Raw genomic sequence first — 18726 nt, 5'->3', positions numbered from 1 at the left:
AATTAGTTCAATTTTGCTATATAACTTTTAAATATAGAAAATATGAGCAAAAGAATTTTAATTACAGGAGCTGCAAGTGGATTTGGAAAAATGGTTGCTTTTGATTTAGCAAAAAAAGGGTACAAAGTAATTGCAACGGCACAAGTTTATCCGCAAATGAGTGACTTGATAAGAGAAGCCAAAGAACAAGGAATAGAATTGACCGTTGATAAATTGGATATAACGAATGCAACAGACATTGCTTACATCACCCAAAAATACGACATCGATATTTTAATCAGCAACGCAGGAATAATGGAAGGTGGCCCAATTGCGGAGCAACCTTTAGATTTAATCCGTTCGATGTTTGATGTAAATGTTTTTGGCGGATTGCAGTTAGCTCAAGGTTTTATAAAGAAATTTATTGAGGAAAAAAGACCAGGGAAAATCGTTTTCACAACTTCTATGGGCGAATTATGGACGGTTCCTTACGTTGCCGCTTATTGTGCTTCGAAACACGCAATAGGTTCAATTGCCGAAGGTTTGAAAACGGAATTAGCACCTTTCAATATCAAAATTGCAACTTGTAATCCGGGTATTTTTGGAACTGGTTTTAATGACCGTGGCGTTGATACCATCAACCGTTGGTACAATCCTGAAACCAATTTCACACCTTTATCCGCATTCGACGGTACTGCCGAAGCTTTGGCAAATCAATTAGACCCGCAATCTATGGCAGATTGTATAGTTGATGTGGCTTTGGATGAAAATTCAAATTTCAGAAATGTACATCCAAAAGAAACCGAAGATTTTGTAAAACAATTACAAGCAGATGCTTGGACGGCAAAAAGCTAAACAAATTCAGAAAGTGCAGTTCAAATAACTGTGCTTTTTTTATCATTAATTAAAATTAAAAAAATGAACATAAACTATAACGAAGCAACAAAAGCATTAAACGCTTCCATAGAAAAAGCAAAAGCGTTGAACATTCCCGTAAGTATTGCCGTGGTCGATACAGGCGGACATTTGGTTGCATTTGCAAGATTGGAGAGCGTTTTTGGCGTGATAGAATTTGCTGTAAAAAAAGCCAAAACTGCCGTAATGTTTGGCGTAGATAGTGATGTGATGGGAACAATAGTTTCTGGTGCAGACATTCACGGCTATGGAATGCTGAATTCAAACGACGGATTATTAACTATTGCAGGCGGTGTTGTCATCAAAAACAAAGAAGGCAAAATCATAGGGGCCATTGCATCATCGGGCGGTTCACCCGAACAGGATAAAGAAATTGCGAGTGCAGGAGCGGTTTTGCTCAATTAAAATTTAAGATATTTGTAGTATGGAAGCAAAGCGTGAAATCATTTTTGATAAGTTGGTCTATTCCTGTGTTTTTGAAAAACACAGAGGAAATGAAGAATTTATTCCTGAGCATTTTTTAGGATTTCAACTATCGGGTGAAACACACGCTTTTCACGCAGATGGAAGTACAATCATTCCGGAAAACACCATCGTATTGGTTCGCAAAAACCAATTAATAAGAACAATTAAATATCCTTCAAAATCAGGAAAATACCAGTTTTTATCGATTACATTGGACAAGGAAACCTTGCAGCAATATGCCTTAGAAAACAAAATCGCGATTGATAAAAAATATGCCGGCAAACAGAAATTGTTTTTTGAACCCGATGATTTTCTGCAAAATTATTTCAGTTCATTAGCTCCATACATTAATAAGACAAAAGAAGCATCGCCACGATTGGCAGATTTAAAAATCAGGGAAGCGATAGAATTATTACTACAAAGCAACCCTGATTTTAAACAAATATTATTCGATTTTTCCGAACCTCACAAAGTCGATTTGGAAGAGTTTATGAACCAAAATTATATGTTCAATGTTTCGGTATCCTCTTTCGCAAAGCTTACTGGGAGAAGTCTTGCAGGATTTAAACGTGATTTCACCAAAACATTTAATGCTCCTCCAAAACAATGGCTGCTTGCAAAACGCTTGGAAGAAGCCCATTATTTAATCAAGCACAAAAAACAAAAGCCAGCCGACTTTTATTTGGATTTAGGTTTTGAAAACATATCTCATTTCTATACTTCGTTCAAAGATAAATTTGGTTTAACCACTTCACAAATTTAAAAAAGTGGATTTTACGCAACATTTATAAACCTTGACAAAAGCAGATATCAACCAAGGAAAATGGATGATTGGCTTAGCCGTTTTCATTCTTTTACCTCTTTGTATTTTGCTGATTAAAACTAACAATTCGCTTCAAAAAGGAATGCTAATTCCACTCTGTTTATTATTCGTGATGAATATGGGTTACAGCAGTTATTTATTAATTTCTAAACCAAAATATGTTGCAGAAAGGACGGCACAATTTCAACTAAACATCAGCTAACATCGACTTGGTAAAATGCGGGATGAATAATTTAATCGGGAGATTTAATTAATGATTTTTAGCGTATTTACAGCAAATTCCTATTTTCCATAAGATAAGCTAAAGCTTCTTTTACAGTTTGTTCCGGACTTTTAGGGTTAAAACCCAATTCGTTTCTGGATTTTGAAATATCGAAGTTCTGCTGTAATCCTGAGAACATTGCAATGTCTTTTATCGTTAATACCGGAGGTTTTCCACTGATTTTAGCTGAAAGTTCCATAAGCCCTGCAATAGTATACAATACAAATTTTGGAACAGAACCAGGCACTTTAATCTTCAATTCCGGATAAAGTTTTTGAGCCAATTTGGTGGTATCGGTAATCGTCATACATTTTTCATTGGCTAAGATATAACGTTCTCCGGATCGCCCTTTTTCTGCTGCAAGACAGCAACCTTCCGCAACGTCTTTTACGTCTATCCAATTCAGCGTTATTTTGGTATCCATCGGTATTTGCTTGTTTAAGATTAACCTCAGTACACCGTAAGAGACATTTAAGGGAAGAAAAGCCTCACTCCCAATCATTGCTCCCGGCATTACAGACACCAGCTCAATCCCTAATTCTTTGGCAAGCTGAAAAGCCAGTTTTTCACCATCATTTTTAGAATTATAATACATATCTCTACGGTCTGGGTTGTATCCGTTACTCTCTTTAGTAGGGAGATTGGTGTAATCTAAAGCTGCAATGGAACTCACATACACAATTCTTTTTACCCCTGCTTCTGCCGCAGCTTCAATCGTGTTACGGGTTCCGTTCATATTTACGTCATAGATTTCCTTTTTAGGGTCTCTTGCCCACAATTTAAAAGAAGCCCCAACAGCATAAAATGTATGAACTCCCTGGAGAGCCTTTACAAATGAAGCCTTGTCGGTAATGTCTGCCTGAACTACTTCACAGTCCAAATCTTTGAAACAGTCTTTATTTTTGATGTTACGAACTGATGCCCGAACCTGAAATCCTTTTTTGATTAATAATCTTACCAGATTGTTACCCAAATGTCCATTTGCTCCGGACACCAATACTAAGTTTTCGCTTGTCATATTTTTTGATTTTAAATGATAATGCAAAGTTCAACCTTGCTCATTCAAAACCACTTCACAAATGTTACTTAAAAATCTGTTTGCGGATACGGCTTAAACTTTTAGGGTTCATCCCCAGAAAAGAAGCGATATACTGCATCGGGACATTATTCAACAGTTCCGGATGTTCGTCCATCAGTTTTAAATAACGCTGTTCTGCGGTAAGTGTTGCCAATTCTTTCGCTCGTTTTTCATTGTAGGATAAGGATTGCTGAAATACCAAAAAACTGAAATCTTTAAACGCAGAGCTTGCCTGAATAAGCAGATCAAGATCAGACTTTGTAATGCGTAAAAGTTCACATTCGGTAATGCATTCCAAATTTTCATCAGATTTACTCTGATTCGCAAAATTGGAATAAGAAGTAATAAAACCCGGAGGACAATTGATATGCGTGGTTACCTCGTCCCCTTTATCATTGTAATGAAACAGCCTGACAAAGCCTGAAATTACAAAATACAAATGTTGTGGAACTTTCCCTTCTTCTTCAATCACTCTGTTTTTGGGATACAGGGCAAGTTCAAAATACTGAATGCACAATTTTCTTTCCGAATCTGAAAGTTCTGCACTTTTTGAAATAAGTTGGATCAGTTGATTGTGCATAATAACATTAATGAAATTAGATGTCTTTTTTGTATTCTTTGAGGATATTAAGGCATCCTGAAAATTAATTCTTCTAATGTTTGAGAAGCTAATTTAATACTTTTTTGTTCTTTGCTAATTAAAGATTATCAAAGGAAAGATATATTGTTGGAAATCCAGTATGATCATTACACGAAATCTATCGGAATGAGGTCTGGCATTATTTCATTAAATTTAATGATTCAAATAAAATCAAAATTTTATTAAATCTAAAAAACTATGCATCATCAACTGGAAAAACATTATGTGAATAGGGTCGGATGGCTTCGTGCTGCAGTTTTGGGTGCGAACGACGGATTATTATCTACAACGAGTATTGTTATTGGTGTTGCTGCGGCCAATCCCGATAGAAATACCATTATTCTCGCTGCATTGGCAGGAATGATTGCAGGAGCGATGTCTATGGCTGCCGGAGAATATGTGTCGGTAAGTTCGCAGGAAGACACAGAAAAAGCTGATCTTTTAAGGGAAAAACGCGAACTTGAAGAAATACCCGAAGTAGAACTGAGAGAATTGGCCAAAATCTATGAGAGGCGCGGCGTAAGTAAAGAAACCGCTTTGAAGGTTGCAACCGAACTGACGAATCACGATGCTTTGGCAGCACACGCTCACGATGAATTAGGCATCAATGAGATAACTCAGGCAAAACCTTTACAAGCTGCATTTGCATCATTCGGTTCGTTTGCTTTGGGAGCAATATTGCCTTTTGCAGTATCACTTTTAGCTCCGATAAAGGAAATGGTTTATTTTCAGTATGGATTTTCAATTATTTTTCTAATGATCTTAGGAGCTATTTCAGCAAAAACAGGCGGTTCAAAAATTGGAATTGCCATTCTGAGAATCTGTTTCTGGGGAACAGTTGCAATGGGAATTACCGCCTTGATCGGGCATCTTTTCGGGGTTTCGGTAGCATAACGATTAATTAATAATAATAAATAAAAAGAAGACTGTAATCCAAACTACAGTTTTCTTTTTATTTAAATTTTAATGTGGCAATTTTTCTCTGAAATATCCATAGACCCAAGTTCCGAGAACAGCATTCGAAAATGTTCAATATTTTTAATTAACCGTTTTCACTCCTTCTGAAATATTTTCTTTTTTGATGATTTTACCATTTAAACTATAAACATATCGGTATTCATCTTTGTAGGCATTAATTTCATTTTCTTCCACATAAATTCTTTCAAATTCAAAAGGCAGAATTGGATTGAGTTTGTAATCAAGCACACCAAATTTTTCATCATTTGAAGCGACAATAACCGTTCTGTACAAATCCATCAAAGAATATTTTGTCAGAGGAACGATGATTTGATTGTCTTGATTGATGACGCCTGTCTTGTTTTTAATTTGAAAAATTGCTAAAAATCCTTTTCCATCAGAGATAGTTGAACCTATAAAATCATATTGGAAAGGAATGACAATTTTGTTTAAATGGTTAATGATTCCGTATTTTCCACCTTTTTCGGCTCGTATCCTATTTTTATTTTCGATTTCTAATATTTTAAATTCAATGGGAATTACAATTTCATTTTTGTCATTTACCGTTCCGTACAAATCATTTTTTATTACGTAAATCACACTGTCTTTTACACCAATTCCATCATAATCATTGTTGAAATCGATGATGAAGTGGCCTTTACTATCCAGCAATCCGAACTTTTCTGTACCCGGAATGTGATTTTCATCTCTTCTTCCATATTCGTCAAATTTATGTTCAGCTTTTGATACCATATAATAACCGTCTGTATTGTAAGAAGCCGAGCAAAATTGAGGTTTTACAACATCGGTTCCGTCTTTCAGATAATATCCTAGATAACCTGCCTATCATTTACGTGATATAACTCAGGAGCTATTTGTGCATTGATAGATAAATGAATTAATAAAGAGAAGAAAGGATTGGGTGACATTCGTCAAAGAATATTTAGAAAATTAAGCACGAAATAAAAAAACTGGCACTAATATATTTTGAGTTTTATCATATCCATTTTAATTTTGCAGCTACGGTGTATTCTTCCATCGTATTCTTTCTTAGGTGTTTAATTTTGCTAGTTTGTGATTATAATTTTTGGTAACAAGATATTTTAATACACAATTAAAATATCTTGCTTGCGTTTTTAAGTATTCAAATTTCACGTATTTAATTAATGGTTATTTTTTTGTCACTGATTGGAAACATTTCATTCAGATTCTCTTAAACAAATTAAGAAAATCACATTTTTTTGTACGGCTTAAAATCAGATTTTCTCCATCTCTCATAATGATGTCTTGCTGACATCAAGTAATCTGATAATACCGTTAATACCAACTCCTTCTTTTATCAGTTGTTGAATATTATGATTGGGCCCCTTATGATATGCATTAAAAAAATAGTTCCAATGAACTTCTTGTTGCATTTTTGCTTTGATAGCGCAGCTTTTTTTGTGATGTTATTCCTGTCTTGATACAGTAACTGTAATTAACTTGAACATATTGATTCCGGCGTTTATTCATAATAATTTAAAGTAAATTAACGCCTCCATATCTGAACCATTACCATAAAACAAAAAATGCTTTAAAACATATGTTTTAAAGCATTTTGTACTACTTTGATATCGTAGTTGCGATCCGGACGGGACTCGAACCCGCGACCTCCGCCGTGACAGGGCGGCATTCTAACCAGCTGAACTACCGGATCAATTTTTTGAAAAGTAATTGATAAACTTTTTGCGATCCGGACGGGACTCGAACCCGCGACCTCCGCCGTGACAGGGCGGCATTCTAACCAGCTGAACTACCGGATCTCTTGCCATAACTCAGGATTAGTACCCTTTGTTATTGTGGTTGCAAAAATACAACAATAATCTACATCTGCAAATTAATTTCAAAAAAAAATGCTTCTCAATTAGAAAAGCATTCATTTTCAATTATATTAATTTCTTACAAGAAAGCATTCAGCTTCTCAGCGATCACTTCTTTTGGTGCAACACCTACGATTTTATCTACAACTTCTCCGTTTTTGAAAATTAAAACGGTAGGAATATTTCTGATTCCATAATCCACAGAAATCTGCTGATTATTATCAACATCTACTTTACCTACCAACGCTTTGCCTTCAAAGTCAGTTGCTACTTCTTCGATGATTGGTCCAAGCATTCTACAAGGTCCGCACCAAGCTGCCCAAAAGTCAACTAAAACTGGTTTATCTGAATTCAATACTGTTTCCTGAAAGGATTGATCTGTAATTTCTACTGCCATGATTTCTTTTTCTTTATTGTTTTATTAAACAAAATTACAAAATTTTAAGTTTGTTTCTTCTGTTGGTTATCTATGTAAACTATCAGCTTTTTCTATAACAAATTGCTGCCCTATTTCCTCTAATGCATTTATAAAAGCATCAATTTCAGACTTTTTCGTAAAGTGACTGAATGAAACTCTTACCGGAGTCGAATTTTCTAAATCATCTTCTGATAAAACAGACATCAAGACCATTGATGGTTTTGCTGCGCCCGAACTACAAGCACTTCCTTGCGAAATGGCAATTCCTTTCATATCCAATTGTAGTCCAATCAAAGGATTTTTATAAGGAAGCAAAAGATTCAGAACTGTATATAAACTGCTTTCATCTGCACTTCTTCCATTGAATTTTACTCCTGCAATCCTTTCTTTTAATTGTTGGATTGTATAGTTCTTAATCTCTTGAATATGATTCTTGTAATCTTCCATTTTATCCTGGGAAATCTCCCAAGCTTTCCCCAAACCTGCAATTCCTGTCACGTTTTCAGTTCCAGCTCTCAAGCTTCTTTCCTGTGGTCCACCTGTGATAATCCCCTTCAAACCTGAAGATTTTCTTACGAAAGCAAATCCAGAGCCTTTTGGCCCGTGAAACTTGTGCGCACTGCAAGATGCAAAATCAACCGGAATTTTAGAAAAATCTAAATCCAAATGCGCCATTGTCTGAACCGTGTCCGAATGGAAAAGTGTATTATTTTCTTTACAAAGGTTTGCCACTTTCTCGATATCAAGAATATTCCCGATCTCGTTGTTGGCGTGCATCAATGTCACTAAAGTCTTTTTGTCTGAGGACTTTAGAACTTCTTCTAATTTCTTCAAATCGAAATCACCGTTGGAGTCCGGTCTTAGATAAACCAATTCTACACCTTTCAATTTCTTCATTTCAAGGCAAGTTTCAGCTACACATTTGTGTTCCAAAGCAGAAGTGATTATTCTTTCTACACCAAGATAATTAACCGCAGATTTGATAATCATATTGTTGGATTCGGTTCCACAAGATGTGAAAACGATTTCGCCCGGAGTTACTCTCAAAGAATCTGCAATCTTTCGCCTTACTTCCTCCAAAATGGTCTTGGCCTCCTGTCCCAAACTGTGCGTTGATGACGGATTGCCATAATTGAATTTTAAAACATTCACCATACAGTCTATCACCTCATCATCGAGAGGCGTAGTTGCTGCGTTATCCAGATAAATTCTTTCCATTTTTATACGATTAGAAGCCACAAAAAAGGCCGAAAAATTAAAGCACTAAATTAGTGAAAAAATCGGTAATGAGATTCATTTGCAAATTTGAACATCGCTTTGTCTCCAGAAGTATCTCCAAAAGCTATTATTTTATCGAATTTCTTATCGCCAATTTCAAGTTTAATTCGGTTGACTTTCTCTTCTTTATTACAGTTTTTACCAACGAATTTTCCTGTAAAAATATCTTCTTTGAATTCTGCTTGAGTAGAAAGTAATTTCATATTGAATTTGTCAGCAAATGGTTTTACCCAAATGTCCAAAGATGCTGAAACAATATAAGATTCTGTATGAGTGCTATCAATATTATTAATGAAATCCAAAGCGTTTTCTCTGAACAAACTCGGAAAATTTTCTTCGAAAAACTGTTGTGCTTTTTTTTCGATTTGATGTCTCGATTTACCTTTTAGAATTGATGCAATCAAACTTTTCTTCACAGATTCTGCATCCGCTAGCTTCAATTTTAACAAAATAAAAAGAGGAACGTGCTTCAAGAACTGAACCGAATATTTTGCAGGGTCATAAAACTTCAAAAACATAAACATCGTGTCTTTGTAAGTTAAAGTTCCGTCAAAGTCGAATAAGTATAATTTTTTCATTTGTTAGGTTTTCGGGTTTAGCTTTTAGGTCATAGCCAGATAAATATCTAAATCCTATTACCTTAAACCTAAATTAAAGCTCCAGTTTTTTAAAAATAAATTCAGGAATATTTCTGATGATCATCATAATGATTGCCCAAATTGGTAAAACGTAGGCAACATCTTTTTTATTTTTATAAGCTTTATAAATTCCTGCTGCTGCTTTTTTAGGCGTTGCTGTCAAAGCTGGATTAAGAGGTAAACCTTCTGTCATTTTGGTATCCATAAAACCTGGTTTAACCGTCAGAACATGAACTTTCTTGTCGAAAAGATAATTTCTTAGCCCACTAAGATAAGCTGTTAAAGCTGCTTTTGCACTTCCGTAAATAAAATTACTTTGTCTTCCTCTTTCGCCTGCAACCGAAGAAAGAACTATCATTGTTCCGCTTCTTTTGGATTCCATTTTTTTGGCGAAGAAATTGAGTACAGGAACTAATTTTGCGTAATTGACATCAATAATCTGCGCTGTATTTTCATCATCATAAAGTCCTTCTTCTGTTCCTAAACCAAGATAACCGGAGGCACAAAATAAAAAATCCGAATTGATGTTTTCCAAAGCCTTATAATCAATCTCATTCATCAGATCCAAAGGAATAATTTCGGAATTCTGAAGAAACTTAACCTGAAGATGACCAGCGAATTTCTCTGTCGTTTCAGGATTTGAACTTAACAGATAAATCTTGGGAAATTTTTCGCCTTTAGCTAAGCATTCTTCTACGAATGCCTGCGCAACTTCAGAATTGGAACCTAATACTATCATTTTATTAAACGCAAGTTGCGCTAAGTTTTAGTTTTTATTATGCTTTATGATTCGCAAAGACGCTTCGCTCATCAAAATAAAATATTGTTTCAGTTTTTACAAACCATTTACAATTCGTTTTACTCCATTTTTGAAATAAGGAAGATTAAAATTGATAATCATTCCTAATTTATATTTTCCTAACCTTAAATAATTCAACGTTTGTGCTTCAAATATATGTTGACCTGATTCTGTTGCTGATTTTAACTCGATGACGACTTTATTTTCAATCAACAAATCTACTCTAAAAGCATCTTGAATCAATAAATCTTCATATTGTATTGACAAGCTTTTTTGCCGTTCAACTTTTAATCCAGATTTCATTAATTCATAATAGAGACATTCTTCATAAACTCTTTCATAAAGCCCTGTTCCTAATTTTCTATGAATTTTCAGCCCCGAATCAAAAATAATTTTGGAAATTTCATTTTCAGTCATTTTGTGTTTTTATTTTGATGAGCGAAGCTTCTTTGCGAATCAATTATTTTCAATAAAAAATAATCTTTGCACAACTTGCGTTTAATTACCTCCGCTCAATATTCTTTTATGTTGGAGTGATACAAACTTGGACGAATTGACGTTTTGAAGATAATTGGTCAAAGAAGATCTGCTCATACTGTCTTTTGTTAAGTAAATTCTTCCTCCAAAATTTTCCACGATCGTATCCAGTTGGTCAACCAGTTTTTTAAGTCCTTTGTTGACTTTAAAATCTAAAGCCAACGTGTAACCCTCTTTTGGAAAGGAATTATAAGCTAATGGATTATCTTTCCCAAACAATTTCAAAACAGCTAAAAAAGAGCCGTTTCCACTTTTTGCAATAGCATCAAGGATTTGTCTCATTCCTTCTTTTCCGTTTTCTTTCGGGATTACCATTTGGTACTGGATAAATCCACTTTTTCCATAGATTTTGTTCCAATCATTAATGACATCCAGAGGATAGAAAAAAGTTTCGTAATCAATAAAATTATTGAGCTGTTTCTTTGTTTGCTTGTTATAATAAAGGAAATTGAAAATCTTAATCGTTAAAGCATTCAAAACAAATCCCGGAAAATAAAAAGGAACTGTCGGTTTGAATTTTTCTTTTAGTTTCAAAGACTTTTTTTGAAGATTGGATGGTAATTCAGCCTTCAAAGCGTGTTCTCCTCGCATCAAAATGGAACGTCCCAGATTTTTTCCTTTTTGGAAACAATCAATCCAGGCAACGTTGTAAGTCCAGTCCTCACTTTCATCAAACAATTTGAAAACTTCATCCAGATTTTCAGCTTTGATGCTTTCTTGTCTGATATAAGCCGATTCAATATTTTTCAGTTTAAATTTGGCCGACAGAATAATTCCCGTCAATCCCATTCCGCCAATTGTAGCCCAAAATTTATCTGAGTTTTCCTCACGAGAACAAGTAATCACTTCTGAGTTTTCATTCATCAATTTGAACTCCGTTACATATTCAGAAAAGCAACCTTCAGCGTGATGATTTTTCCCGTGAACATCCGAGGCGATTGCACCTCCAACGGAAACAAATTTGGTTCCTGGAGTTACGTAAAGGAAATAACCTTGCGGAACAGTAACCTCTAAAACTTCTGACAAAAGAACGCCAGATTCGCATTCTATGATTCCGTTAAGTCTGTCAAAAGAAATGAATTTATTCAATCTTTTTGTAGAGAAAATATGTTCTCCAAGAGAAGCATCGCCGTAGCAACGACCGTTTCCTCTTGCAATAACTTCATTATTATCTCTTACAAATTGTTTTATTTTCGAAACAGAATCATCCGATTTCATTTCCTTCTCTACAATTGGAAAATTTCCCCAGTTGGTGACTTTCTGTACAAAATTCGGCTTCATCTTTAGGTTTTTAATTATTTAAAATTGAACATTGTTAATTCAACTTTTAATATTTTGATTTTATTTCTTAAAATAGATTTGTAAAAGAAAAACGATAACCCAAAGGACAATTGTCACTTGTATATATCGGTCTTTATAAACGATTTTTGTTGGCGACTCGGTTTTATTATAAACCAAAGTTTGTTGCAGATATCTTAAGAATGCAAAAACTACAAAAATCACTGTGTAAAACACTCGCGGATGAAATCTCGCCTGAACCTCCGGAGACAATGTAAACATCAGATAACAAATAATCGCCAAAGTACAACTGATTGACAAAGCAATATCAGCAAACTGAACATTATAACCATCTAAAGCTTTTCTGGTTTTTCCTGAAATCTGAGCATTGATTAATTCTCCTCTTCTTTTGCCAATGGCCAGTACAAGTGCCAGTACAAAGGTTAACAAGATGGCCCAGTTGGTTACGATAACTCCTGTCACATAACCACCCGCTAAAACTCTGAGAACAAATCCAATGGCGATGATACAGATATCAACAATCGCCACTTGTTTTAGTTTGAATGTATAGAAAAGATTCATCACAAAATAAAATGCGATGATGACTCCGAACTTCCAAAAGTTAGCTTGAAAAATATAATTCCCAAGGAAAATAGAACCGACTGACAACAGAATCAATAATACAAATAAAATCCTTGCACTGGTCTTAGAAACAGCACCGCTTGCTAACGGACGATGTTTTTTTTCCGGATGTTTTTTATCTGATTCTATATCAAAATAATCATTGATGATATAAATAGAACTTGCTGTAAAAGAGAAAACCAAGAATGCAAAAATACTCTCGTAAAAAAGATGAGTATTGGTAATTTTACCTGAAAAAAATAAAGGAGCAAAAACAAATAAGTTCTTAACCCATTGTTCTACTCTTATTAATTTTAAATAATTCTTCATCCAATGTTTATAATTCTACAAAAATAGCATTAAAATAAAAAAACCGCAAATTGCGGTTTGTTATTTATCTTAAATGAATGATAATTAATTTGACTTAGCGTCGTTAATCATTTTTTCATTGGCTGTAATTGCAAATTCTACACGTCTGTTCTGTGCTCTACCTGCATCAGTATCGTTAGAGGCAATAGGACTAGATTTTCCTAAACCTTCTGTAAACAATCTCGTAGATGAGATACCATTAGCCACAAAATAATTTTTAACTGCAGCAGCTCTCTGTCCCGAGATTCTCAAGTTAACCGCATCTGTACCAACACTATCTGTGTGACCATAGATATTAATATTAGTATCAGGATTATTTTTAAGAACCGTTACCAATTTATCAAGATTAGTTTTTGCAAGAGTCGTTAAATTCGATGAATTGAAATCGAAGTTAACCGTATTTTCGTGAAGCGTCACTTTAATACCTTCCCCTACTCTTTCTACTTCAGCTCCAGGTAAAACTTCTTTAATTTCTTTAGCCTGTTTGTCCATTTTGTTACCAATAACACCACCAGCAACACCACCTACAACACCACCAAGAACAGCTCCAAGAGGCGCATTACCACCTTTTCCGATGTTATTTCCTAAAATCCCTCCAAGTACAGCTCCGGCAGCAGTTCCTATTGCAGCGCCTTTCTGAGTATTATTCGCATTTTGAACAGCCTCACAACTTGTTAATAAAAGTGAGCCTGAGATAAAAAATGCAGCTATGTTTAATTTAGTTAATTTCATTATATGTATTTTTAATTATTTAGCAGTTCTTACAAAATTATAACGCACGTCCATTGGGGAACCATCTGCATTAACAGACTGAACCAAAGTGAAGCTATTTTCAGTTGGATTTTCTAATCTTAACATATATCCAGCAGAAACATGTTTTGCTTTTTCTCCTTCACCAACTTTTTTGATGGATACGTTACTGTATTTATCAACACTGAAAGTAATAGCTTGTGTTCTCATTGGGCAATCTCCTCCACCATTTAAGGTATATGCTCCTGTATAATTATTTGGAACTAATTTCCAAGAACTACCTACGAAACAATTGATATCCGCACCTTCGTCGAAAGGTTTTATTTTAAATGATTTGTTATAGTCTACATCAGATATAGACCATTCTCCTTTTAGCTTCATAACTTCAGCACGTACTGTTTGTGCCTGACCTGCACTAACGCTTCCATCAGAAGATGAAGCATTTTTTGTAGATGAACAAGAGGTTGCAAAAAAAGCAATACCTAATATTCCTAAAATTAATTTTCTCATAGTTTTATATTTAATGCTAAGTTATGATAAAAAATTATGCCAAATCATAAAAAATAAAAAATCTGAGAAGTTCCCAGATTTTTATTTTTATATAACATTCTAATTATTAAAGCTTTGTCTTATCAATAGACTTATGCAATTTTTGTTTTTTTACAGGTTTATTGGTAGATTTTGTTGAAGCATCTGCTTTGTAAAAATTCTTATAAGCATATTCCGCCGCTTTAGCAACATCTATTACACCTGCCGATCTTGACAAATTATCAAAACCATTAGCTGTACTGGTATTGGTAGTTTTTACTAAAGATTCAATAATCTGTTCTGGTTTAAGATTTGGCATATAAGCTAACAACACAGCAGCTGAACCAGCAACTACAGGAGAAGCCATTGATGTTCCTTGTAGATATTCATATTTTCCATCCGGAACTGTGGAATAAATCTCTGAACCTGGCGCAAAAACATCTACCATCTTTTTATCATAATTGGAGAAACTAGACTTCAAAGCATTAGAATCATTAGTATTTGAACCTACTACAATCATATTGTTGATGAATGGTTTTTCATCTGATTGAGATTTGAAATTAGTCGGAAAATATTGATGTTCTGCGATATCTTCGTTTTCGTTTCCAGCCGCTTTTACCAAAAGAACGCCTTTGCTCTCTGCATATTTGAAAGCATCCCAAACTACATTCTTGCCTGGAGAAACTGGTTTCCCAAAACTCATATTAAGGATTTTAGCACCATTATCTACGGCATAACGAACTGCATTGGCAACATCTTTATCTCGTTCGTCACCATCCGGAACGGCTCTCACAGTCATAATCTTTGCCACTCTGGAAGCTACACCATATTGATTTTCTGAACCATTTGCTAAACCTGCAATGATTCCAGCTACGTGAGTTCCATGTTTTGCGTCCGGACCTTCATAATGGTTGTTACCATATTTTTTTTCAGAATAATCATCATAGTTATCTCCTACGATTTCTTTTCTTGGATCAAAATCTAGATTATAACCTTTTTCAGCTTGTGGTGTAAAATAATCCAAAGCTTCTTTCATTTGACCTTTCAAGTAAGTTTCTACTTCAGCAGCTGATTTTCCTGCAATCTGAGGATCGCCTGACATTTGAGATAGAACCTGCATCGCCATCGCTTCTTGCTGAGTAGTAGGTTTGATACTTGCTAAAGTTTCTTTAGTTAGATTTTTTCCATTCAACAGTTTTATCATATCAGGAATGGCATTGTTGATCATTGTATATAACTGTACGCTTTGTTTAGCTTCCTGACTTTTTTTAGTGAAAACATCTTTAGCTTTCATATACATTGCAAACTCTTCCGGCATTTTCGCTTGGTTTGCTTTGTTTTTTGAAGAATCATCACCTTCGAAAACAGATTGGTATTTTTTCACCACTCTGGTCACTTCCATATTATCTACATCGATGTCGCCATTTTTTCCTCCGATAAAGTTCCATCCGTAAACATCATCTACATATCCGTTCCCGTCATCATCGATTCCGTTGTTTGGGATTTCGTTTGGATTTTTCCACATATTTTTCACCAATCCCGGATGATCCACTTCTACTCCGCTGTCCAAAACACCTACAACAACCGTTTTTGGTTTAAGACCTTTTGATTCTAAGAATTTGTAAGCATTCTCCGTATTAACGCCGTAAACTTTGGTTGTAGCATAATCTTTGTGATACCAAGTTTTAAGATCTTTATCATTTTCAGGAGCAGCTGTTTGTGCTGTAACTGTTGCAAAACCGGCATAAAAAGCAGCCGCTATCAATAAATGTTTCATATGTAAATTTTATTGTTTTTATAAATCATATGCAATCGCAAAATATTTATAGGACTTGTTATCAAATATCCTAAATACGATTCATATTAGATAATTATTAAATTAAAAAAATTGGTATTTAGTTTTTATTGATATTTTTGATATAAGTCAAACTTTCCGGCCCGATGTTACAAATAAGATCAAGAATAGATAAATCTTTTATAAATCCGTTTTTGTCTGAAAAGCTTTGATAATACTCCGGCATTTCATATTCTGATTCCGATTTGGCTGAGAATTTTTCTCTAAAATCTTCGGCTTCCGGATTTTTGAAATATTCTGTTGTGAACTCATATTTTTTTTCGGTTTTCAGAATAGCAAGAATGATACCTAAAGCTTTGATGTTAAAGTCTTTTAACGATAAAATCTTTTCTGCAAAAATACTTTTGAGTTTATCTTCATAAAACTCGAAATATGGCGTGCTTTGATAAGCTGTTTTTATGGATTTCCAATGCAGTTTTTGCCAATCTTCAGCAAAAGAAATTTCGATGTCTTTGATTTCTCTTTTTCCTGTATGTTTGATCGGAATAATCAAAGGTAATTTTCCGTTGGCTCCGTAAATAGCTGCACGGTTTCTGTAAGTCTGCTTAGGAAAGTTTTCGAATTGTTCTAATGAAATTTCGTTTTCATTATCTAAGAAAACTGAAAACCACGATACAGGTGGCAAATAAAATATTGGTAAGAGAACTTTTTTCATATTGATTGTTGATAATCCTTTTTACTCATTCAAAATTTTAACACAAAGCGTACTAAGATTTTTGACAATAAAATGTCTTTAGATTCACAAAGACGCTTCGCATATATAAGTTTTGAATTATTAATTGTGGATATTAATTAAAAAAAACTTTGCCAAAGATAGTAACCTTTGACAAAGTGGTAAATATTGTTTGGATGACTAATGCCCTAGCCCCGATCGCAGCATTTGTTTGAGCTCATTTTCTTTTGCAAAAAGAAAATAGCGAGTGCGGAGAGCGGGAATTAGCTCCTAATTAATTTAAATTTATTCGTCTTCTTTTTTCTTTTTGAATAATTTGGCGAAATAATCCCAACCGAAGAACAATACCAAAATAATCACAGCTACCCACCAATAAGATGTTTTATTAGCTTCGCCTGTGTTGGTCGCTTTGAACATTCTGTCCCAACGGATTTTCTTGCCCGGCGCCTGATAAGTAGAACTTGCATCTGAGAACAGACCTTCTACACTCATCCAAGTGAACATCGGTCTTCCCACGATATTTTCCTCCGGAACTACACCAAAAAATCTCGCATCCAAAGACGCATCGCGGTTGTCTCCAATCATCATATAATAGTTCTGCTTGATTGTATATTGATTGGTTTCCTGACCGTTAACATAAATTTTTCCGTTTTTGTTTTCAAGCTTGTTGTGCTCGTACTCGGAAATAATCCATTGGTAAGTTGGCAATGTTTCCTGATCCAGTTTTACAACATCGCCTTTTTTCGGGATTCTAAGAGGTCCGTACCAGTCCTGATTCCAAGGTTTGTTGATTGGATAGATTGATTGTGTCGTGTCGACGCTCTTTGTATAAGCTGTTTTATCAGCATTCAGTTTAAATCTTACGGCACCTTCACCTTTTTTCTCGATCATTTCGTGCATCTCGATTACCTGCGGAAGCGCTTTGATTTCTTTAGCGGTCTGATCCGTCAAACCTTGAAAAGCATAAATAAATCCTTCGTTAGTTTGATTCTCCTGAACCGGAAGAAAACCATAAGTTTTGTATAATTGAGGAATGTCTAATTGCGATCCAGTTTTTACCAAATAACCGTGTTGCTGATACTCATCACCAAGAATTTTTTCGGGCGCATTGTTCACAAATAATCTTCCGTTTCTGAACTCGATCACATCGCCAGGAATACCAACGCATCTTTTCACGTAAGGATCTTTTCTGTCGATTGCGACGTGAACAGAATCCTGCGGATAATTGAAAACTACAATATCGTATCTCTTGATCTCATCATAGCCAGGAAGTCTTAAGTAGGGCAACTTTACTGCATCAACGTAAGATTTTGGATCGTCTTTAGGATTTCCCTTTTGGCCTGTATCGAAAATTGTTCCTTGTAAGAATGGTAAAGCTACCGGTCTCATTGGCATTCTGTAACCGTAAGCCCATTTATTCACAAATAGGAAATCTCCTACCAACAAAGTTCTTTCCATAGATCCTGTCGGAATCCCGAAAGGTTGTGTGATGAAAGCGTGGATAATGGTTGCAAAAACCACCGCAAAAGTTACAGATCCCAAGAAAGTTTCTTTCTTTTTATTTTCTTCTTCCTCTTCTTCGGTTTCTATCTGAGGATCTTTGCTATAATTAACAGTCGCCATAAAAATGAATGGCAAAACTACAGTCAGCAGACCGTTCAGAGCACCTCTTTTTCCAAATTTTTTCATCAGGAAAATATGGAAAACCGACATCATAATCGGTCCAACAATTGGAAGATAAGATAAAATCGCCCACCATTTTGAATGGTTAGTTTCCTTAAGAATAATAAAATAATTATAAAATGGAATAAAAGACAATAATGGATTGTAACCCATTTTCTTAAATAACTTCCAAGTTGTAAGTCCCATCAAAATACTTATGATAAGAACGTAAACTGTATAAGTAATAATGTAATTCATAAATTTAGCTTTTGGCTTTTGTATGGTAGCAATTGCTTTGGGTTGCTATTTTACAATTAGTTTTTAGTATGTCGTTTTTGTTAC

Annotated in this window: 20 protein-coding genes and 2 tRNA genes; 5 read left to right on the top strand and 17 right to left on the bottom strand. The window is 34.8% G+C overall.

Features of this window, described 5'->3' with window-relative positions:
• The first annotated feature begins 42 nt into the window (after window positions 1–42).
• From BUR19_RS00530 to BUR19_RS00515, 4 genes are all read left to right on the top strand, one after another.
• Window positions 43–834, top strand: coding sequence for an SDR family oxidoreductase (locus BUR19_RS00530; protein WP_074232987.1), 792 nt, complete (start codon window positions 43–45; stop codon window positions 832–834).
• A gap of 63 nt (window positions 835–897) precedes the next feature.
• Complete coding sequence (locus BUR19_RS00525; protein ID WP_074232986.1) at window positions 898–1299, top strand: GlcG/HbpS family heme-binding protein; 402 nt, start codon at window positions 898–900, stop codon at window positions 1297–1299.
• Between the two features lie 19 nt (window positions 1300–1318).
• A complete protein-coding gene (locus BUR19_RS00520; protein WP_074232985.1) occupies window positions 1319–2122 on the top strand; it encodes a helix-turn-helix domain-containing protein in 804 nt (267 codons plus the stop codon).
• Window positions 2123–2153: 31 nt separating this feature from the next.
• Window positions 2154–2384, top strand: a complete 231-nt coding sequence (locus BUR19_RS00515; RefSeq protein WP_074232984.1) for a hypothetical protein — start codon at window positions 2154–2156, stop codon at window positions 2382–2384.
• A gap of 67 nt (window positions 2385–2451) precedes the next feature.
• On the opposite strand, the gene BUR19_RS00510 is transcribed toward BUR19_RS00515, so the two are convergent.
• Complete coding sequence (locus BUR19_RS00510) at window positions 2452–3462, bottom strand: NAD-dependent epimerase/dehydratase family protein (protein ID WP_074232983.1); 1011 nt, start codon at window positions 3460–3462, stop codon at window positions 2452–2454.
• 64 nt (window positions 3463–3526) lie between these two features.
• On the bottom strand, window positions 3527–4102 hold the full coding sequence (locus BUR19_RS00505) for a Crp/Fnr family transcriptional regulator (RefSeq protein WP_074232982.1): 576 nt from the start codon (window positions 4100–4102) through the stop codon (window positions 3527–3529).
• 258 nt (window positions 4103–4360) lie between these two features.
• Between BUR19_RS00505 and BUR19_RS00500 the strand changes: the two genes are divergently transcribed.
• Window positions 4361–5056 carry a VIT1/CCC1 transporter family protein gene (locus BUR19_RS00500; RefSeq protein WP_074232981.1) on the top strand — a complete coding sequence of 232 codons (696 nt, stop codon included), beginning with the start codon at window positions 4361–4363 and terminating at the stop codon, window positions 5054–5056.
• A 144-nt stretch (window positions 5057–5200) separates the two neighbouring features.
• Here BUR19_RS00500 and BUR19_RS00495 read toward each other — a convergent pair whose 3' ends face one another.
• From BUR19_RS00495 to lepB, 15 genes are all read right to left on the bottom strand, one after another.
• Window positions 5201–5872 (bottom strand): WG repeat-containing protein, encoded by a 672-nt coding sequence (locus BUR19_RS00495; RefSeq protein ID WP_074232980.1) that lies wholly within the window; start codon window positions 5870–5872, stop codon window positions 5201–5203.
• A gap of 869 nt (window positions 5873–6741) precedes the next feature.
• A tRNA-Asp gene (locus tag BUR19_RS00490) sits at window positions 6742–6815 on the bottom strand.
• Window positions 6816–6847: 32 nt separating this feature from the next.
• A tRNA-Asp gene (locus BUR19_RS00485) sits at window positions 6848–6921 on the bottom strand.
• Window positions 6922–7057: 136 nt separating this feature from the next.
• Window positions 7058–7375, bottom strand: coding sequence for a thioredoxin (gene trxA, locus BUR19_RS00480; RefSeq protein WP_074232979.1), 318 nt, complete (start codon window positions 7373–7375; stop codon window positions 7058–7060).
• A gap of 66 nt (window positions 7376–7441) precedes the next feature.
• Window positions 7442–8614, bottom strand: a complete 1173-nt coding sequence (locus tag BUR19_RS00475; protein WP_074232978.1) for a cysteine desulfurase family protein — start codon at window positions 8612–8614, stop codon at window positions 7442–7444.
• A gap of 50 nt (window positions 8615–8664) precedes the next feature.
• Window positions 8665–9252 carry an HAD-IB family hydrolase gene (locus BUR19_RS00470; protein WP_074232977.1) on the bottom strand — a complete coding sequence of 196 codons (588 nt, stop codon included), beginning with the start codon at window positions 9250–9252 and terminating at the stop codon, window positions 8665–8667.
• Window positions 9253–9325: 73 nt separating this feature from the next.
• Window positions 9326–10051, bottom strand: a complete 726-nt coding sequence (locus BUR19_RS00465; RefSeq protein WP_074232976.1) for an SDR family NAD(P)-dependent oxidoreductase — start codon at window positions 10049–10051, stop codon at window positions 9326–9328.
• Between the two features lie 96 nt (window positions 10052–10147).
• On the bottom strand, window positions 10148–10528 hold the full coding sequence (locus tag BUR19_RS00460) for a GxxExxY protein (RefSeq protein ID WP_074232975.1): 381 nt from the start codon (window positions 10526–10528) through the stop codon (window positions 10148–10150).
• 81 nt (window positions 10529–10609) lie between these two features.
• Complete coding sequence (locus BUR19_RS00455; protein WP_074232974.1) at window positions 10610–11929, bottom strand: FAD-binding oxidoreductase; 1320 nt, start codon at window positions 11927–11929, stop codon at window positions 10610–10612.
• Window positions 11930–11989: 60 nt separating this feature from the next.
• Window positions 11990–12877 (bottom strand): decaprenyl-phosphate phosphoribosyltransferase, encoded by an 888-nt coding sequence (locus BUR19_RS00450; protein ID WP_074232973.1) that lies wholly within the window; start codon window positions 12875–12877, stop codon window positions 11990–11992.
• Between the two features lie 84 nt (window positions 12878–12961).
• Window positions 12962–13648, bottom strand: a complete 687-nt coding sequence (locus tag BUR19_RS00445) for an OmpA family protein (RefSeq protein ID WP_074232972.1) — start codon at window positions 13646–13648, stop codon at window positions 12962–12964.
• Between the two features lie 15 nt (window positions 13649–13663).
• A complete protein-coding gene (locus tag BUR19_RS00440) occupies window positions 13664–14176 on the bottom strand; it encodes a lipocalin family protein (RefSeq protein ID WP_074232971.1) in 513 nt (170 codons plus the stop codon).
• A gap of 106 nt (window positions 14177–14282) precedes the next feature.
• The gene (locus BUR19_RS00435) at window positions 14283–15971 is read right to left on the bottom strand and encodes a S8 family serine peptidase (protein WP_074232970.1); all 1689 of its coding nucleotides are present in this window, start codon (window positions 15969–15971) and stop codon (window positions 14283–14285) included.
• Window positions 15972–16089: 118 nt separating this feature from the next.
• Complete coding sequence (locus BUR19_RS00430; RefSeq protein ID WP_074232969.1) at window positions 16090–16704, bottom strand: WbqC family protein; 615 nt, start codon at window positions 16702–16704, stop codon at window positions 16090–16092.
• A gap of 303 nt (window positions 16705–17007) precedes the next feature.
• Window positions 17008–18642, bottom strand: a complete 1635-nt coding sequence (gene lepB, locus BUR19_RS00425; protein WP_074232968.1) for a signal peptidase I — start codon at window positions 18640–18642, stop codon at window positions 17008–17010.
• Window positions 18643–18726 lie beyond the last annotated feature (84 nt).

It is taken from the genome of Epilithonimonas zeae (genome assembly GCF_900141765.1).
Lineage (GTDB): Bacteria > Bacteroidota > Bacteroidia > Flavobacteriales > Weeksellaceae > Epilithonimonas > Epilithonimonas zeae.
The sequence above is the reverse complement of the archived record's forward strand: the minus strand, read 5'-3'. Positions and strand labels throughout refer to the sequence as shown.